The 16779-nt window shown below is 71.9% G+C and carries 17 protein-coding genes; 11 read left to right on the top strand and 6 right to left on the bottom strand.

Annotated elements, in window-relative coordinates; all coding sequences use genetic code 11:
* Positions 1-51: 51 nt before the first annotated feature.
* Positions 52-459: a CBS domain-containing protein gene (locus D1J63_RS12335; protein WP_164712815.1), complete on the bottom strand. Its 408-nt coding sequence runs from the start codon at positions 457-459 to the stop codon at positions 52-54.
* A gap of 132 nt (positions 460-591) precedes the next feature.
* Positions 592-1392, bottom strand: a complete 801-nt coding sequence (gene hisN / locus D1J63_RS12330) for a histidinol-phosphatase (protein ID WP_125628920.1) — start codon at positions 1390-1392, stop codon at positions 592-594.
* Between the two features lie 194 nt (positions 1393-1586).
* Here hisN and D1J63_RS12325 point away from each other — a divergent pair, with 194 nt between their 5' ends.
* Positions 1587-2198 carry a TetR/AcrR family transcriptional regulator gene (locus tag D1J63_RS12325; protein WP_125628919.1) on the top strand — a complete coding sequence of 204 codons (612 nt, stop codon included), beginning with the start codon at positions 1587-1589 and terminating at the stop codon, positions 2196-2198.
* An 11-nt stretch (positions 2199-2209) separates the two neighbouring features.
* Here the strand turns inward: D1J63_RS12325 and D1J63_RS12320 are convergent, their stop codons facing one another.
* From D1J63_RS12320 to D1J63_RS12305, 4 genes are all read right to left on the bottom strand, one after another.
* Positions 2210-2533: a multidrug efflux SMR transporter gene (locus D1J63_RS12320; RefSeq protein WP_030400671.1), complete on the bottom strand. Its 324-nt coding sequence runs from the start codon at positions 2531-2533 to the stop codon at positions 2210-2212.
* A 221-nt stretch (positions 2534-2754) separates the two neighbouring features.
* The gene (gene rsgA, locus D1J63_RS12315) at positions 2755-3768 is read right to left on the bottom strand and encodes a ribosome small subunit-dependent GTPase A (protein WP_125628918.1); all 1014 of its coding nucleotides are present in this window, start codon (positions 3766-3768) and stop codon (positions 2755-2757) included.
* Between the two features lie 12 nt (positions 3769-3780).
* On the bottom strand, positions 3781-5097 hold the full coding sequence (gene aroA, locus D1J63_RS12310) for a 3-phosphoshikimate 1-carboxyvinyltransferase (protein WP_102928308.1): 1317 nt from the start codon (positions 5095-5097) through the stop codon (positions 3781-3783).
* 165 nt (positions 5098-5262) lie between these two features.
* Positions 5263-5985: a M50 family metallopeptidase gene (locus D1J63_RS12305; RefSeq protein ID WP_125628917.1), complete on the bottom strand. Its 723-nt coding sequence runs from the start codon at positions 5983-5985 to the stop codon at positions 5263-5265.
* Positions 5986-6035: 50 nt separating this feature from the next.
* On the opposite strand from D1J63_RS12305, the gene D1J63_RS12300 reads away from it, so the two are divergent.
* The 10 genes from D1J63_RS12300 (at position 6036) to D1J63_RS12255 (ending at position 16775) form a co-directional block, all read left to right on the top strand.
* Positions 6036-6851 carry an SOS response-associated peptidase gene (locus tag D1J63_RS12300; protein WP_125628916.1) on the top strand — a complete coding sequence of 272 codons (816 nt, stop codon included), beginning with the start codon at positions 6036-6038 and terminating at the stop codon, positions 6849-6851.
* 22 nt (positions 6852-6873) lie between these two features.
* Complete coding sequence (locus D1J63_RS12295; RefSeq protein ID WP_125635416.1) at positions 6874-7509, top strand: alpha/beta family hydrolase; 636 nt, start codon at positions 6874-6876, stop codon at positions 7507-7509.
* 257 nt (positions 7510-7766) lie between these two features.
* Positions 7767-8450 (top strand): RNA polymerase sigma factor SigR, encoded by a 684-nt coding sequence (sigR, locus tag D1J63_RS12290; RefSeq protein WP_102928304.1) that lies wholly within the window; start codon positions 7767-7769, stop codon positions 8448-8450.
* Complete coding sequence (gene rsrA, locus D1J63_RS12285) at positions 8447-8758, top strand: mycothiol system anti-sigma-R factor (RefSeq protein ID WP_102928303.1); 312 nt, start codon at positions 8447-8449, stop codon at positions 8756-8758. The genes sigR and rsrA overlap by 4 nt, the downstream gene beginning before the upstream one ends.
* 138 nt (positions 8759-8896) lie before the next feature.
* The gene (locus D1J63_RS12280; RefSeq protein ID WP_125628915.1) at positions 8897-10219 is read left to right on the top strand and encodes an HD-GYP domain-containing protein; all 1323 of its coding nucleotides are present in this window, start codon (positions 8897-8899) and stop codon (positions 10217-10219) included.
* Between the two features lie 712 nt (positions 10220-10931).
* A complete protein-coding gene (locus D1J63_RS12275; RefSeq protein WP_125635414.1) occupies positions 10932-12152 on the top strand; it encodes a metal-dependent phosphohydrolase in 1221 nt (406 codons plus the stop codon).
* 113 nt (positions 12153-12265) lie between these two features.
* Positions 12266-13246 carry a hypothetical protein gene (locus tag D1J63_RS12270; protein WP_102930966.1) on the top strand — a complete coding sequence of 327 codons (981 nt, stop codon included), beginning with the start codon at positions 12266-12268 and terminating at the stop codon, positions 13244-13246.
* A gap of 151 nt (positions 13247-13397) precedes the next feature.
* On the top strand, positions 13398-14048 hold the full coding sequence (def, locus tag D1J63_RS12265; protein ID WP_087807313.1) for a peptide deformylase: 651 nt from the start codon (positions 13398-13400) through the stop codon (positions 14046-14048).
* Between the two features lie 259 nt (positions 14049-14307).
* Positions 14308-15393 carry an epi-isozizaene synthase gene (gene cyc1, locus D1J63_RS12260; RefSeq protein WP_125628914.1) on the top strand — a complete coding sequence of 362 codons (1086 nt, stop codon included), beginning with the start codon at positions 14308-14310 and terminating at the stop codon, positions 15391-15393.
* A complete protein-coding gene (locus D1J63_RS12255; protein WP_125628913.1) occupies positions 15390-16775 on the top strand; it encodes a cytochrome P450 in 1386 nt (461 codons plus the stop codon). The genes cyc1 and D1J63_RS12255 overlap by 4 nt, the downstream gene beginning before the upstream one ends.
* The last annotated feature ends 4 nt before the right edge of the window (positions 16776-16779 follow it).

Below are 16779 nucleotides of genomic sequence, written 5' to 3'. Positions count from 1 at the left end.
GTCCGGGCCGGCCGTGCCTCCGGGCGGCCGTGCGTACGTCGCTCCGTTCCGTCAGGCGGTCACCACCGGCGCGTTGTGCGGGGTGCGGGCGGGTGCCCAGCGGCGGATGATGTCGCGCACCGAGACGATGCCGACGGGCTCACCGCCGTCCAGGACGATGAGGTGGCGGAAGCCGCCGTGTGCCATCGCGGCCGCCGCCTCCTCCACGGTCCAGGTCGGTGCGGCGAACACGACGTCGGTGGTGGTGTGGCCGTGGGCGCGCTCGGTGTCCGGGTCCTGGCCCCGGCCCACGGAGACCAGGACGTCGCGTTCGGTGAGGATGCCGATGCCGTCGGCGTCGGGGTCGTGCACCACCGCCGCGCCGACGCGGCGGGCGGACATCAGGGCGGCGGCCTGGCGGAGCGTGTGGGCGGGACCGATGGTGAGGACGACCGTGCTCATGACTTCGCGGACGAGCATGGGTGGAGCCACCTCCTGCCGGTGATCCATGAGTTAGTTCATGGATTCACAAGTTCACAAGTGGGGGAACTCTCAGAGTGGCAGGTAAAGCAGGGGTCAACAAGGGGGCGCGGAGGGCGAGTCGGCGGGCGCTCAGTAGCGCTGGTTGAGATACCCGAGCAACTCGTCGTGGAGCCGGCCGTTCGACGCCGCCGCGTTGCCGCTGTGCGGGCCGGGGCGGCCGTCGAGGCCGGTGAAGGTGCCGCCGGCCTCCGTGACGATGATCGCGTTCGCCGCCATGTCCCAGAGGGAGAGCTCGGGTTCGGCGCAGATGTCGACCGAGCCCTCGGCGACCATCATGTACGGCCAGAAGTCGCCGTACGCGCGCGTGCGCCACACCTCGCGGGTCAGGTCGAGGAAGCCGTCGAGGCGGCCCTGCTCCTCCCAGCCGCTCAGCGAGGAGTACGCGAAGGAGGCGTCGGAGAGCGTGGAGACCTGGGAGACGTGGAGCCGGGAGGCCGAGGTCAGGCTGCGGCCGGTGAACGCGCCGTGGTCCTGCACCGCCCACCAGCGACGGCCGAGGGCGGGCGCCGAGACGAGGCCGACGACCGGCTGGTAGCCGCCCTCCTTCGCCTCCATCAGCGCGATGAGGGTGGCCCAGACGGGGACGCCCCGCACGTAGTTCTTGGTGCCGTCGATCGGGTCGATCACCCAGCGGCGCGGGCCGGTGCCCGCCACGCCGAACTCCTCGCCGTGGACCGAGTCACGGGGGCGGGCGCGGGCGAGGTGACCGCGGATGAGTTCCTCGGCGGCCTTGTCCGCCTCGCTCACCGGGGTCATGTCCGGCTTCGTCTCGACCTTCAGGTCGAGGGCCTTGAAGCGGTCCATCGTCGCGGCGTCGGCGGCGTCGGCTAGCACGTGGGCGAGGCGGAGGTCGTCGAGGTAATCGGGCATGCCGTCACGCTATCTGTCCCGGGCGGGCCGGGGCCACCAGGGGTTTGGCGGGCGTGGCGGAGCGCGGGAAGGCAGTGCGGGGACGCCGCTCAGCGGGTGCGAGAACCCTTGACAGTGCCCCCATACCCGTCAAATCTGGCAGCGAGTCGCTCGGCATGACTGGCAGCAAGTCGCTCGGCCCGAGGGAGGCGAGGGTGCCTGCAGCCCGGGAGTCCCTGCTCGACGCCGCCCGTACGGCGTTGGCGCGCCGGCCGTGGTCCGCCGTGCGGATGGTGGACGTGGCCGCCTCCGCCGGGGTGTCCCGGCAGACGCTCTACAACGAGTTCGGCAGCAAGGAGGGCCTCGCCCGGGCGCTGGTCAGGCGCGAGGCCGACGGCTATCTCGCCGGAGTGGACCGGGCGCTGTCCGGGGCCGGCGACCCCTGCGAGCGGCTCGCCGCGACCGCCGAGTGGATGATGGCGGCGGCTCACGACAACGCCCTGGTCCGGGCCATGCTCACCGGTTGCTGGAGCGAGCGGCTGCCCTCGCCGGCCCTGACGGCGGTGCCCTCCTCCTCCGCCGTGCCGGCCCAGCGGCGGGCCGACGGTCCGCTGCCCTCGCCCGGCGACTTCGTGGGCCTCGTCCGCGACCGCGCCGTGGCCGTGCTCCACGCCGCGGGCCCGGCTCCGCCGCCGGACGTCGCCGAACTGGCCCGCTCCTGCGAACTGGCCGTCCGGCTCGCCCTCTCCTGCGTCGCGGCGCCGCCGGCCCGGGGCGGGGTGGCCGACCTGCTGCGCGCCGCCCTGCCTCCCCGGCCGACGGCGTAGCGGCGCTCGGCTCAGTGGGCCGAGCCCGACAGCTGCAGCCCGATCACGCCGATGATGACGAGGCTGATCGAGACGATCTTCAGGGTCGAGACCAGGTCGCCGAGGAAGACCATGCCGTAGATGGCGGTGCCCGCCGCGCCGATGCCGGTCCACACCGCGTAGGCGGGACCGACGTCGAGCTTCTTGAGGGACATGGTCAGCAGGCCGAAACTGCCCAGCGCGAAGGCGCAGAAGGCGATGGTGGGCCAGAGCCGGGTGAATCCGTGCGAGAGCTTCAGACAGACGGCGAAGCCGGTCTCGAGCACTCCGGCCACTATGACCAGCAGCCACGCCATGTCTCGTCCTCCCGTAGTCCCGTACCGTGACCGCTGTGTCGATCGGTGTCGATCAGGTGTCGATCAGTGGCTTCGTCCGGCAAAGCCCCCGCCCGGCAAACGACTTCGTCCGGCAAACGACTTCGTCGGGCAAGGACTTCGCCGGGTTTTGCTCGGGCTTGGTTGCGGCTTGGTGCGATTATGCACTTACCGGCCGCAGCGCATGGCAAACAACGCGGTGGTCAGTCGCCTTCCTTGCGTTCCCGTGTCGACAGCAGCCGGCGCAGGGAGTACAGCCGGGCCGGGTCGGCGTGCCCCTCGGCGACCCAGTCGTCCAGCGCGCAGTCGGGCTCGTCGTGACTGCACGCGCGCGGGCAGCCCTCGGTGCCCGGCACCAGGTCGGGGAAGGCGTTGATCACCCGGGACGGGTCGATGTGCGCCAGCCCGAACGACCGTACGCCCGGGGTGTCGACGACCCAGCCGCCCTCCGCCGAGGACAGCGGCAGGGCGAGCGCCGAGGTCGTGGTGTGCCGGCCGCGCCCCGTCACCGCGTTGACGTGCCCCGTCACCCGGCGGCGGTCCTCCGGCACCAGGGTGTTGACCAGGGTCGTCTTGCCGACGCCGGAGTGGCCGACGAAGGCGGTGATCCTGCCGTCCAGGTGCTCGCGCACGAGGTCCGCGGCGGCGCCGTTCTCCAGCTCATCGCGGCTGGTGACGACGTACGGGATGTCCAAGGCGCCGTACAGCTCCAGGAGTTCGTCCGGCGGTGCCAGGTCCGACTTGGTCATCACCAGCAGCGGGGTGAGGCCGCCGTCGAACGCCGCGACCAGGCAGCGGTCGATGAGGCGGGGGCGCGGCTCGGGATCGGCGAGGGCGGTGACGATGGCGAGCTGGTCGGCGTTGGCGACGACGACGCGCTCGTACGGGTCGTCGTCGTCCGCGGTACGGCGCAGTACCGACGTGCGCTCCTCGATGCGGACGATGCGCGCGAGGGTGTCCTTCTTGCCGGACAGATCGCCGACCAGGGCCACCCGGTCGCCGACCACCGCGGCCTTGCGGCCCAGTTCACGGGCCTTCATCGCCATGACGACCCGGTCCTCGACCAGACAGGTCAGCCGGCCGCGGTCCACCGTCAGGACCAGGCCCGCGGCTGCGTCCTCGTGCTTGGGGCGGATGTGGGTGCGAGGCCGGTTGCCCTTGCGGTTCGGGCGGGTGCGGATGTCGTCCTCGTCGGTGTGCTTGCCGTAGCGGCGCATGGCGAACCGTCCCTACGCCCCGAGCATCCCGGTCCACAGGTCGGGGAAGTCGGGCAGGGTCTTGGCGGTGGTCGCCACGTTCTCGATCTGCACGCCCTCGACCGCGAGGCCGATGACGGCGCCGGCGGTGGCCATGCGGTGGTCCTCGTAGGTGTGGAACACGCCGCCGTGCAGCCGGCGCGGGCGGATGTGCAGGCCGTCGGCGGTCTCGGTGACGTCACCGCCGAGTTCGTTGATCTCCTTGGTGAGCGCGGCCAGCCGGTCCGTCTCGTGCAGCCGCAGATGGGCCACGCCCCGCAGCGTCGAGGGGGAGTCCGCCAGGGCGGCGACGGCCGCGATGCCCGGGGTCAGCTCGCCGACCTCGCCGAGGTCGACGTCGATGCCGTGGATCGTGCCCGATCCCGTGAACACGAGCCCGAAGTCCGTCAGTTCGCAGGAGCCGCCCATCTCGGTGAAGATCTCGCGCAGCCGGTCCCCGGGCTGGGTGGTGCGGGACGGCCAGTCGGGGATCAGGACCTTGCCGCCGGTCACCAGCGCCGCCGCCAGGAACGGCTGGGCGTTGGACAGGTCCGGCTCGATCGTCAGGTCCCGGCCGAGCAGGGCGCCCGACGTGACCCGCCACACGTTCGGCTCGCCGCCGGACTCCGGGGTGTCGACCTGGGCGCCGACCGCGCGCAGCATGTCGACGGTCATCCGGATGTGCGGCATTGACGGCAGCGCGGAGCCGGTGTGGCGCACCTCGACGCCCTGGTTGAAGCGCGGCCCGGACAGCAGCAGGGCGCTGACGAACTGCGAGGAGGACGACGCGTCGATCTCGACCGGGCCGCCCTCCAGGGCGCCGCCGCCCTGCACGGTCAGCGGCAGGGAGCCCCGCCCGTCGTCGTCGATCCGGGCGCCCAGCACGCGCAGCGCGTCGATCACGCCGTGCAGCGGACGCTCGTACGAACGCGGGTCGCCGTCGAAGCGGACGGGACCGTCGACGAGCGTGGCGACCGGCGGCAGGAAGCGCATCACCGTGCCGGCGTTGCCGACGTCGACCGTGGCCGGGCCGCGCAGGCCCGCGGGGATGACCCGCCAGAACTCGCCGGTGCCGTCCGGGCCGACGCCCTCCTCGATCTCGACGCCCATCGCGCGCAGCGCCTCGGCCATCAGCACGGTGTCGCGGGAGCGCAGCGGGCGGCGCAGCCAGCCGGGCTCGGAGGCGAGGGCGGCCAGCACCAGGGCGCGGTTGGTGACCGACTTGGACCCGGGCACGTGGACGGTCGCGTCGACGGCTCCGCTCGCGTGCGGGGCGGGCCAGAGGGCGGTGTGCGCGGGATTCACGGTCATGGGCCCCACTTTAATGGCTGGGGACGGCCGGAGATCTTGATCAAAAGCGGCGAAACCTGACCGAAACTACGACAGTGCACTTGCCGTGCATATATGCGGTCGCCGGGACGTTTCCTCTGCGGTCGCCGGGAGGATTCCTCTCGGGCGCCGTCGGAGGTTCGCGCCTCACAGCTCCAGCAACCAGCGTCCGCCGCCGATCAGCGAGCACAGCGACACCGCGTGGAAGAGGAAGAACCACACCCCCGCCGGCGCGTGCGTCAGCCGCGCCAGCTGGTCCGCGTCCGAGTCCCCGGCCCCGCCCCGCGCCCGCTTGGCCTGCAGCTCGAACGCCGGGCGCACCCCGCCGAGCAGCAGGAACCAGACCACCGCGTACGCGAACGCCGCCTGCACCTGCGGCCCGGCCAGCCAGGACACCAGGACGAACGTGCCGCCGGTGACCACCACCGTCAGCACCCCGTAGGCGTTGCGGACCATCACCAGCAGGGCCACGAGCAGCGCCGTCGCCAGCCACAGCAGCAGCGTGATGCGCCCCGCCGCCAGCAGCGCGGCGCCACCGAGCCCGAGCAGCGGGGGAGCGGTGTAGCCCGCGACGGCGGTGAGGATCATCCCGAGGCCGTGCGGCTTGCCCCGGCTCACGGTCAGGCCGCTGGTGTCCGAGTGCAGGGTGATCCCGGTCAGGGTGCGCCCGGTCAGCAGGGCCACCAGTCCGTGACCGCCCTCGTGGGCGATGGTGATCGCGTTGCGCGCTATCCGCCACGACCCGCGCGTCACGACGACGGCGAGCGCGGCCACCAGGGTCGCGATCACCACCCACAGGTCGGGATCGGGCTGGGTGCCGGAGACCTCGTCCCACAGGGAGGTGAGCGAGGCCGTTGCGAGGTGGTCCATGTTCGGGGAGGGCTCCTCGTAGAAACGCGGGGTCTGGCAGTGTGGCACGTATGTGCGGACGGTATGCGGCGAGTCGTCGACCCGAGGATCTCGCGGGAATCTTCGAGATCGAGAAGTGGGAGCCCAAGGAGAGCTTGGAGCCCGACTACAACGTGGCCCCCACCAAGGAGGTCTACGCGGTCCTGGACCGTCCTCTGAAGGACGTCGAGGACCCGAAGCCGGTTCGCCAGCTGCGGAAGCTGAAGTGGGGACTCGTTCCCTCCTGGTCCAAGACGCCCGAGGGCGGCGCCCGGATGATCAACGCCCGCGCGGAGACCGTCCACGAGAAGCCCTCCTACCGCCGTGCCTTCAGCACCCGGCGCTGCATCCTGCCCGCCGACGGCTACTACGAGTGGGTCACCGGCAAGCAGGAGCGGGACCTGGAGGTCGAGGGGCGCAAGAAGCGGCCCCGCAAGCAGCCGTACTTCGTCACGCCCGCCGACGGCTCCGTGTTCGCCATGGCCGGGCTCTACGAGTTCTGGCGGGACCGGACCCTTCCCGACGACCACCCGCAGGCCTGGTGGGTGACGTGCTCGGTGATCACCACCGAGGCCGAGACCGCGCCGCTCGCCGTGGCCCCGGCCGACGGCCCGCACGCCCTGGCCGACATCCACCCCCGGATGCCGCTGATGCTGACCCCGGACCGCTGGGACGACTGGCTCGACCCGGCGCGCACCGACCCCGACGAGCTGAACTCCCTCCTGGCGCCGCCGCCCACCGGTCTGATGCGGGCCTTCCCCGTCTCGACGGCCGTGAGCAACGTCCGCAACAACGGGCCGGAGCTGCTCAAGGAGCTGGAGGCACCGGAAGAGGGCACACTCTTCTGACGTGACGGATGCGACAGAGGTTGTGACAGAGGCGGTCGAGACGGACGCGGGCCCCGCCCGCATCACCTGGCACCGGGCGAGGCGGCCCCGGCTCGTCCTCGCCGCGAGCCACGGCGCCGGCGGCGGCATCGAGGCACGCGACCTGCAAGCCCTGGCCGGCGCCCTGCCCGCCCACGGAGTGAGCGTCGCCCTCGTGGAGCAGCCCTGGCGGGTGGCCGGCAAGAAGCTGGCGCCCGCGCCGAAGACCCTGGACACCGGCTGGCGGGGCGTCTGGCCCGCGCTCGCCGCGCCCGGCCTGCCGGTGATCTCGGGCGGCCGCAGCGCAGGAGCCCGGGTCGCCTGCCGCACCGCGGCCGAACTGGGCGCCCACGCCGTGCTCGCGCTCAGCTTCCCCCTGCATCCGCCGGGCAAGCCGGAGAAGTCCCGCGCCGCCGAGCTGCTCGGGGCCGGGGTGCCCACCCTCGTCGTCCAGGGCGGCAACGACCCCTTCGGCAAACCGGCGGAGTTCCCGGCGGCGCCCGAGGGCACCTACGACCTGGTCGAGGTGCCGTACGGAGACCACGGCTTCGCCGTGCCCAAGCGGGCCGAGATCAGCCAGGAACGGGCGCTGGAGCTGATCACCGACGGCGTCCTGAAGTGGACCGGCTCACTCGGCTGAACGGCCGGGAATGACCGGCGCACGGCCGCTGTTGTGCGGTGCATACGTTGCTGAGAATCAGCACCGACGCCGTAGGAGAGGAAGTCCGCCGCATGGGTTCAGCCTTCTGCCCGAGTCGCAGCAGCCGCGCCGACCTGGACTGGACCGTGCTGCACGCTGCCAAGACCGCCCCTATTCGGGCGGCGGGCGGACCGGATCGTCGTCTATCCTCCGATTCGAGTGAGGCCGCTCTCGGTTTCACGACGACACTGGAGGAGGTGGGTCCGGTCACTGGGACCGACGCAGGGACCGAACACGGCCAGGCGGAGCAGCCCGAGGGCCGGGGTACGGGCGCGGAGTCGGCCGCCGAGCGCAGTGCGCGCTTCGAGCGGGACGCGCTGGAGTTCCTCGACCAGATGTACTCGGCCGCGCTGCGCATGACGCGTAATCCGGCCGACGCCGAGGACCTGGTGCAGGAGACCTACGCCAAGGCGTACGCGTCCTTCCACCAGTTCCGCGAGGGCACCAACCTCAAGGCATGGCTGTACCGCATCCTCACCAACACCTTCATCAACTCGTACCGCAAGAAGCAGCGCGAACCCCAGCGCAGCGCGGCCGAGGAGATCGAGGACTGGCAGCTCGCGCGTGCCGAGTCGCACATGTCGACGGGTCTGCGCTCCGCGGAGTCGCAGGCGCTCGACCACCTGCCCGACTCGGACGTGAAGCAGGCGCTCCAGGCGATCCCCGAGGAATTCCGTATCGCCGTGTATCTGGCGGACGTCGAGGGCTTTGCCTACAAGGAGATCGCGGACATCATGGGGACACCCATCGGTACGGTGATGTCCCGGCTGCACCGTGGACGCCGTCAGCTGCGCGGCATGCTGGAGGACTACGCCCGCGACCGCGGTCTGGTCCCCGCCGGCGCCGGAGAGTCGAACGAAGCGAAAGGCTCGGGGTCATGAGCTGCGGAGAGCCGCACGAGACGGATTGCAGCGAAATCCTCGATCATCTCTACGAGTTCCTCGACAAAGAGATGCCGGACTCGGACTGCGTGAAGTTCGAGCACCACTTCGAGGAGTGCTCGCCCTGCCTGGAGAAGTACGGGCTGGAGCAGGCCGTGAAGAAGCTGGTCAAGCGGTGCTGCGGCCAGGACGACGTGCCGGGTGACCTGCGCTCCAAGGTCATGGGACGGCTGGACCTGATCCGGTCCGGGCAGTCCGTGCCCGAGCACGACGTCACGGCCACACCTTCGGCACCGCAGGAGTCCTGAGCCGTCTCCAGCCGTCGCGAGTCCTTCGTACATCACTCGTACGTCACTCGTACGTGCTAATCCGCGGGTTATCTGCCCGCGGCCTCCCCTTCGCCGCCCTAGGCTCCGAGCCTTACAGGCGTGGCCGGGGAGGGGCTCATGGACGCGGTACCCGCACGCGCGCGTGCGTACGTCGTTTGCGTCGCCCTCGTCGCCCTGCTGTGCCTGCGGCCCCTGCCGTCGGTGCACGCGCCCTGGTGGGCGGTGCTGCTGCTGGCCGGGGTGTACGCGGGCTCCGAGCTGGTCGCGCGGTCCCGCTTCGTAGGAACCTGCTACCCCGTCCTGCTCGCCGGTGCCTTCCTGCTGCCGCCGCCCGCCGCCGCGCTCGTGGCGCTGCCCGGGGCCCTGCTGTCCCCGGTGCCCCGGCGGCCGTTCGGCCTGCGGCGCGTGTGGCGGGCCGCGCAGTTGACCCTCGCCGTGTGGGCCGCCGCCTGCGTCCACTGGCGGCTCGGCGGCCGAGACGCGGTCGTGGAGCCCGCCTTCCCGTACGCCCTCGTGCCGGCCGGGGCCGCCGTCCTCGCGTTCTGCCTGGTGCTCACCGTCCTGGACGGCGGGATCCTCACCCTGGCCGACCGCGTGCCGCCGAGCCGGGCCTGGCGGGGGCTGTTCTCCCGGTCGCTCGCGCCGATCGCCGTGCACGGGCTCGCCGGGCTGATGATGGCCGTCCTGTGGCGCAGCCCGTACGGTCCGGTGGCCGCGCTGCTCGTGCTGCTGCCGATGTGCGTGGCGTGGTGGGCCTTCGCCCAGTACCACCGCGAGCGGGCCGCGCACCAGGCGACCATCCGGGCGCTGGTGCAGGCCGTCGACATCAAGGACGGCTACACGCGCGGCCACAGTGAACGCGTCGGCCAGGCCTCCATGATGATCGCCCGCGAGCTGGGCATGGACGACGAACGCGTCGAGACCCTCCGCTTCGCCGGGATCCTGCACGACGTGGGCAAGCTCGGCGTCCCCACCCGGCTGTTGCGCAAGGACGGGCCGCTGACGCCCGACGAGCGGCGGGTGATCGAACTGCACCCCGAGTACGGGCACGAGATGGTGCGCGGCATCCGCTTCCTCGGAGAGGCCCGCGCCGCCGTCCTCCACCACCACGAACGGCTGGACGGCAGCGGCTACCCCTACGGACTGGCCGGCGACCGGATCCCCGAGTCGGCCCGGGTGGTGGCCGTGGCCGACGCCTTCGACGCGATGACCTCCACGCGCTCCTACAGCAGAGCACGTCCCGTCGCGGTGGCGCTGCAGGAGCTCCAGCGGTGCGCCGGGGCGCAGTTCGATCCGCGGATGGTGCGGGCGCTGGTCCGTGCCCTCGGCCGCCACGGCTGGCGCCCGTCGGTGACGGCGGACGGCACACCGGCCCGCGCCGACCCGGTACCGGGCGGGGGCGATGGCGCGCGGGACCGGGTCGGCAGGGGGGCGTCATGAGGAACGCGGGGCCCTCGGCGGGCCTCCCCCGGCCCTGCCACCCGCGTCGCGTCTGCCGCGTGCGACCCGTTGGGCGCCTAGGTGCGGTTCGTCGTCCGTGCTCTGCGGGGAGCTTCCGGGAGACCCGCCGCCCGCGCCGGGTCCGGTGTCCGTGGCCCGTGGGGTGGCTCGGTTCGGTTGTGAGTGCGGGTCGTGCGGAGGGTCTGCGGCGGGGCTGTGGTCCGGGAGGTTGCCGTCTTTGCCGGGGTGGTCGCCCGGCGTGTTGGGTTTGGGGGCTGTGGTCCGTGGGGTGGCTCGGTTCGGTCGTGAGTGCGGGGCCGGCGGACGGCCTCCGGCGGGCCCGCCGTCCCGACGGTCGCCGTCCTCGCCGGGGCGGTCATCCGGGCCGCGCCCGTTGTACGCCTGCCGTCGGCCTAATCCAGTGCGCCTGGTGGTCGGGGCGTGACCGGGGGACGGCACCGGCCGGACGCGGTCGGGGATCGGGCCTGGCGGGCGCGGCGGCGTGGGACGTCCGTGCGTGCACGGGGTCCGCGGGCCGGCGGTTCCCGGTGGCGGGGCGCGGCGCTGAGCGCGCGGGCGGGGGTGTGCCGTGACGTCCTTCCGGCCGCGGGCCACTTCCTCCTCCGCGTCGCCGCCGCTGCGGCGAGGGCGTCCGGTCGCGTTCCCGGGGCCCGGGAGTGGAGGACAGCACCGTTCCCCGGCTCCGGCGGCGCTGCTTCTCGTACCCGGCTGTGCCGGGCTCCTCGCGTTCGGGTGTCTGGCCTCCGTACTGGTCTCGGGGCCCGTGCAGCGGCCCGTGGCGCTCGCTTTCGGGGGCCTCGTCGCCCTCGGCGAGCTGACCCGGCGGACCGGCACCGAGGCCCGGGAGGCGGCGCCGCTCGGGGCCGCGGGCGCGCTGGCGTACGCGCTGCTCGGGGACGTCGCCGGGCAGCCCGCGCACCACGGTGTCGCGCAGACCGTCACCGTCGTGCTCGCCGCCTCACTGCTGGGCAGCGTGCCCTACGTCGCCCGCGGCAGCGGCCCCGTCCTCGACCACCTGGCGCGGCGCGTACTCACCGTCGCGTTCGCCGCGGTGTGCTTCCGGCCGCTGTCCAACCAGGGCGTCTTCGACTACTGGAGCGGTCCCGCCTACGCGCTGCTCCTGATCGCGCTGCTCGCCCTGACCACGCTGTGCGACGCCGTGCTCGCCGCCGCGCCCGCGCACGCGCGCACCGGCTGGCCCTTCGGGCCCCTGCTGCGCGAAGAGCTGCGCGGCATGGTCGGGATCACCTCCGCGGTGTGCGCGACCGGCGCGGTGATGGCGCTCGCGGTGAGCGTCGCGGGACTGTGGGCGCTGCCCGTCTTCTCCGTTCCCCTGCTGCTCGCCCAGCTCTCCTACCGCCGGTACGCGGCCGTCCGGGCCACCTACCGGCAGACCATCGCCTCCCTGGCCCGCGCCACCGAGATCGCCGGGTACACCCCGGCCGGGCACGCCCGCCGCGTCGCCGGACTCGGGGTGGCCGTCGGGCGGGACCTGGGGCTTTCCGGGGCCGAGCTGACCGTGCTGGAGTACGCGGCCCTCATGCACGACATCGGCCAGCTGAGCCTGGTGGACCCGGTCCCGGCGGGCGCCACCGCGGACCTGCCCGTCACCGAACAGCGGCGGATCGCGCTGCTCGGCGGGGCCGTCGTCCGCCAGACCGGCGTCGACGCGGCGGTCGCGGTGGTGGTGGAGCGGCAGGCCGACCCGTGCCGGGAGCAGCCGGTCGCCGCGCGGATCGTCCGGGTCGTGAACGCCTACGAGGAGAAGGCGCGGGACGCGGGCCCCGGCGGTGTGCTGACGGCGCTGGAGGAGCTGCGTCTGGCCACCGCCGGTGACTACGCTCCCGAAGTGGTGGAAGCGCTGGCCCGGGTCCTTTCCCGGGGCAGCCTTACCGGGCCCTCGGCTGGGTAACCCATGGGTAATGAGCGCCTCCGCAGCCGTACGTGGTTTGATGCCCGGGAGAGGGTGTCCGGGGGCGCGAAAGGCACAGCCAGCCCACTGAACGGAACTGGCAGGCGGGAATCGTGAGGATCTTCGGCAAGGCACGGCACCGGCCCTCCGCCTCCTGGCGGCAGGCCACCGACCGCGCGTTCACGCTGATCGGCGACGGTCGCTACGAGGACGCGGGCGCGCTGCTCACGCGGGCGGCGGACCTGGAGCCCTGGCTGTCGGAGTCCTGGTTCAACCTGGCGCTGCTGCACAAGTTCCGGCACGACTGGGAGCAGGCCAGGGCGGCCGGTCTGCGCGCCGTCGCGCTGCTCGACCGGGACGCCGGCGCGCCCGACTGGTGGAACGTCGGCATCGCCGCGACCGCCCTGCAGGACTGGCCGCTGGCCCGCCGGGCCTGGCAGGCCTACGGGCTGCGCACCCCGGGGGACGCCACGGACGCCGGTGAGCCGCTCGGTATGGACCTCGGCAGCGCGGCCGTACGGCTCTCCCCGGAGGGCGAGGCCGAGGTGGTGTGGGGGCGGCGGCTCGACCCCGCCCGCGTCGAGGTGCTGTCCATCCCGCTGCCGTCCTCGGGCCGGCGCTGGGGCGAGGTCGTCCTGCACGACGGCGTGCCGCACGGGGAGCGGACGACCAGCGCCGGGCACTCCTACCCCGTCTTCGACGAGATCGAGCTGTGGGCGCCGTCGCCCGTGCCCACCTGGGTGGTCCTCCTGGAGGCCGCCACCGAGGCCGACCGCGACGCCCTGGAGCAGCTGGCCGCCGACGCCGGGTTCGCCGCCGAGGACTGGTCCTCCTCCGTCCGGCTGCTGTGCCGGATGTGCTCGGAGTCCCGGATGCCGTCCGACGAGGGCGAGGGCGAGCACCTGGACCCGCACGACCACAGTGAGCCGGGACACCCCGGGCCCCTCGGGCACCGCACCGACGGGCAGCTGTGGGTGCCGGAGCGGGAGTGCGGGGTGGCCGCGCCGGCGGGGCTGGTGAAGGGGCTGCTGGACGGGTGGGTCGCGGACAGCCCCGATTCCCGGGACTGGCGGGACCTGGAAGAGGTCTGCTGAGGACTCTCTTTCCAGTGCGGCTACGTCGTGGCTGGTCGCGCCCACGCGGCGGAGCCGCATATCGACGCTGGCCCGCGCCCCTGAAGGGGCGCGTCACCGTACCCTGTACCAAGCATCACGCAGGTTTCATCCAGGAAGGCATACGTCGGTCATGGCCCAGCAGGACACCGATCAGCAGCACCCTGGCGTGCTCCCCGTGGACGACGAGGGGTTCGTCGTCGACACCCAGGACTGCGAGGAGCGTGAGGCCGACTGGCGCGGGCGCGGCACCTCGCGCCCGATCACGGTGGTCGGCAACCCGGTGCTGCACAAGGAGTGCGAGGACGTCACGGACTTCGGCGAGGAGTTCCAGCAGCTGGTGGCCGACATGTTCGCCAGCCAGCGCACCGCCGAGGGCGTCGGCCTGGCCGCCAACCAGATCGGCGTCTCCAAGAAGGTCTTCGTCTACGACTGCCCCGACGACGAGGGCGTCCGCCACGTCGGCGTCGTCTGCAACCCCAAGCTGGTCGAACTGCCCGCCGACCGCCGTCGCCTGGACGACAGCAACGAGGGCTGCCTGTCCGTGCCGACCGCCTACGCACCGCTCGCCCGCCCCGACTACGCCGAGGTGACCGGGCAGGACGAGAAGGGCAACCCCGTCAAGGTGCGCGGCACCGGGTACTTCGCCCGGTGTTTGCAGCACGAGACGGACCACCTGTACGGGTACCTGTACATCGACCGGCTCTCCAAGCGCGAACGCAAGGACGCGCTGCGGCAGATGGCCGAGAACGAGCCCCGCTACCCCGTGGTCGCGAACGACTGACACCGCCCCACCCGCCCCACATCTCCCTTGTGTACGGCGCCTGTTCGGGTCTCCCCCGAGCCGGCGCCGTTCGTCTGTGCACGCGCATGGAAAGCCGCCACACAACAGGAGAATTCCGGCACCGGGGGGTAGTGAATGAAGCAAATCCGTTCCCAGAACGGTCAGTTGTGGTGCTGAATGGGAAGTGCGGGGATACGCAACGGCGCACGCCCCGCTCAGGGAGAGGGGTGCGCCACCGGCGGCTGAGAGGGGTTTGTTCGTGCATGCTTTCTCACACGGCACCACAGCGACACCGACCGCGATCGCAGTACCGTCATCGCTTCGTCTTCCGGTGATCGAGGCGGCATTTCCCCGGCAACTGCATCCGTATTGGCCCAGGCTCCAGGAGGCCACCCGCGCCTGGCTGCTCGAAAAGCGGCTCATGCCGGCGGACAAGGTCGCGGAATATGCCGACGGCCTGTGCTACACGGACCTCATGGCGGGCTACTACCTGGGCGCCCCCGACGAGGTCATGCAGGCGATAGCGGACTACAGCGCGTGGTTCTTCGTCTGGGACGACCGGCACGACCGCGACATCGTCCACGGTCGTCCCGGCGCCTGGCGGCGGCTGCGCGCCCGGCTGCACACGGCACTCGACTCACCCGGTGACCACCTGCACCACGAGGACACCCTGGTGGCCGGGTTCGCCGACAGTGTGCGGCGGCTCTACGCCTTCCTGCCGGCCACCTGGAACGCCCGGTTCGCCCGGCACTTCCACGCGGTGATCGAGGCGTACGACCGGGAATTCCACAACCGCACCCGCGGAATCGTGCCCGGCGTCGAGGAGTACCTCGAACTGCGCCGGCTCACCTTCGCGCACTGGATCTGGACCGACCTGCTGGAGCCGAGTTCGGGCTGCGAACTCCCGGACGCCGTACGGAAACACCCGGCATATCGCCGGGCGGCGCTGCTGAGTCAGGAATTCGCCGCCTGGTACAACGACCTCTGCTCACTGCCGAAGGAAATAGCGGGAGACGAGGTCCACAATCTCGGCATCAGTCTCATCACCCATCATTCACTCACGCTCGAAGAAGCCATCGGAAAAGTCCGGCGACGCGTCGAGGAATGCATCACCGAATTCATCGCCGCGGAGCAGGACGCCTTACGGTTCGCCGACTCGCTCGCCGACGGAACCGTACGCGGAAAGGAACTGAGCGGCGCCGTGCGGGCCAACGTCGGCAATATGCGGAACTGGTTCAGTTCCGTCTACTGGTTCCATCACGAGTCCGGCCGGTACATGGTCGACAGCTGGGACGACCGGTCCACGCCCCCGTACGTCAACAACGAAGCGGCAGGTGAGAAATGACCGTCGAGTCCGTCAACCCCGAAACCCGCGCACCCGCGGCACCCGGAGCACCGGAGCTGCGCGAACCGCCCGTCGCGGGCGGCGGCGTGCCGCTGCTCGGCCACGGCTGGCGGCTGGCCCGCGACCCGCTGGCCTTCATGTCCCAGCTGCGCGACCACGGCGACATCGTGCGCATCAAGCTCGGCCCGAAGACCGTCTACGCGGTCACCAACCCGGAGCTGACCGGCGCCCTCGCCCTGAACCCCGACTACCACATAGCCGGCCCGCTGTGGGAGTCGCTGGAGGGCCTGCTCGGCAAGGAGGGCGTGGCCACCGCCAACGGGCCGCTCCACCGCCGCCAGCGGCGCACCATCCAGCCGGCCTTCCGGCTCGACGCCATCCCCGCCTACGGGCCGATCATGGAGGAGGAGGCGCACGCGCTCACCGAGCGCTGGCAGCCGGGGAAGACCGTCGACGCGACCTCCGAGTCCTTCCGGGTCGCCGTGCGCGTCGCGGCCCGCTGTCTGCTGCGCGGGCAGTACATGGACGAGCGGGCCGAGCGGCTGTGCGTCGCGCTCGCCACCGTCTTCCGGGGCATGTACCGGCGCATGGTGGTCCCGCTCGGACCGCTGTACCGCCTGCCGATTCCGGCCAACCGCCGATTCAACGACGCGTTGGCCGATCTGCATCTGCTGGTCGACGAGATCATCTCCGAGCGCCGTGCATCCGGTCAAAAGCCGGACGATTTGCTCACGGCATTGCTGGAGGCGAAGGACGACAATGGTGACCCGATCGGGGAACAGGAGATCCACGACCAGGTGGTCGCGATACTCACCCCGGGCAGTGAAACCATCGCGTCCACGATCATGTGGTTGCTCCAGGCACTTGCCGACCATCCGGAACATGCCGACCGCATACGCGACGAAGTCGAAGCGGTGACCGGAGGGCGCCCCGTGGCATTCGAGGACGTCCGCAAGCTCGCGCACACCGGCAATGTCATCCTGGAGGCCATGCGTTTGCGTCCGGCCGTATGGGTATTGACGCGGCGCGCGGTGGCCGAGAGCGAACTCGGTGGCTATCGCATTCCGGCCGGTGCGGACATCATCTACAGCCCGTACGCAATCCAACGCGATCCGAAGTCGTACGACCACAACCTGGAGTTCGACCCGGACCGCTGGCTCCCGGAACGCGCGAAGAATGTGCCGAAATACGCCATGAAGCCTTTCAGCGCGGGCAAGCGGAAGTGCCCCAGTGACCACTTCTCGATGGCCCAGCTCACGCTGATCACGGCCGCGCTCGCCACGAAGTACCGCTTCGAGCAGGTGGCGGGCTCCAACGACGCGGTACGGGTCGGCATCACGCTGCGCCCGCACGACCTGCTGGTCAGGCCCGTGGCGCGATGACGCG

Origin of the sequence: Streptomyces sp. KPB2 (genome assembly GCF_003950055.1) — a bacterium.
GTDB classification, from domain to species: Bacteria; Actinomycetota; Actinomycetes; order Streptomycetales; family Streptomycetaceae; genus Streptomyces; species Streptomyces salinarius.
This window is presented reverse-complemented; position numbering and strand designations above follow the sequence as displayed.

What these genes read in the sequence shown, in the direction of transcription:
- D1J63_RS12335 (WP_164712815.1), bottom strand. Translation starts at nt 459, where the DNA reads ATGCTCGTCCGCGAAGTCATGAGCACGGTCGTCCTCACCATCGGTCCC.
- hisN (WP_125628920.1), bottom strand. Translation starts at nt 1,392, where the DNA reads ATGCCCGATTACCTCGACGACCTCCGCCTCGCCCACGTGCTAGCCGAC.
- D1J63_RS12320 (WP_030400671.1), bottom strand. Translation starts at nt 2,533, where the DNA reads ATGGCGTGGCTGCTGGTCATAGTGGCCGGAGTGCTCGAGACCGGCTTC.
- rsgA (WP_125628918.1), bottom strand. Translation starts at nt 3,768, where the DNA reads ATGCGCCGCTACGGCAAGCACACCGACGAGGACGACATCCGCACCCGC.
- aroA (WP_102928308.1), bottom strand. Translation starts at nt 5,097, where the DNA reads ATGACCGTGAATCCCGCGCACACCGCCCTCTGGCCCGCCCCGCACGCG.
- D1J63_RS12305 (WP_125628917.1), bottom strand. Translation starts at nt 5,985, where the DNA reads ATGGACCACCTCGCAACGGCCTCGCTCACCTCCCTGTGGGACGAGGTC.
- D1J63_RS12300 (WP_125628916.1), top strand. Translation starts at nt 6,036, where the DNA reads ATGTGCGGACGGTATGCGGCGAGTCGTCGACCCGAGGATCTCGCGGGA.
- rsrA (WP_102928303.1), top strand. Translation starts at nt 8,447, where the DNA reads ATGAGCTGCGGAGAGCCGCACGAGACGGATTGCAGCGAAATCCTCGAT.
- D1J63_RS12280 (WP_125628915.1), top strand. Translation starts at nt 8,897, where the DNA reads ATGGACGCGGTACCCGCACGCGCGCGTGCGTACGTCGTTTGCGTCGCC.
- def (WP_087807313.1), top strand. Translation starts at nt 13,398, where the DNA reads ATGGCCCAGCAGGACACCGATCAGCAGCACCCTGGCGTGCTCCCCGTG.
- D1J63_RS12255 (WP_125628913.1), top strand. Translation starts at nt 15,390, where the DNA reads ATGACCGTCGAGTCCGTCAACCCCGAAACCCGCGCACCCGCGGCACCC.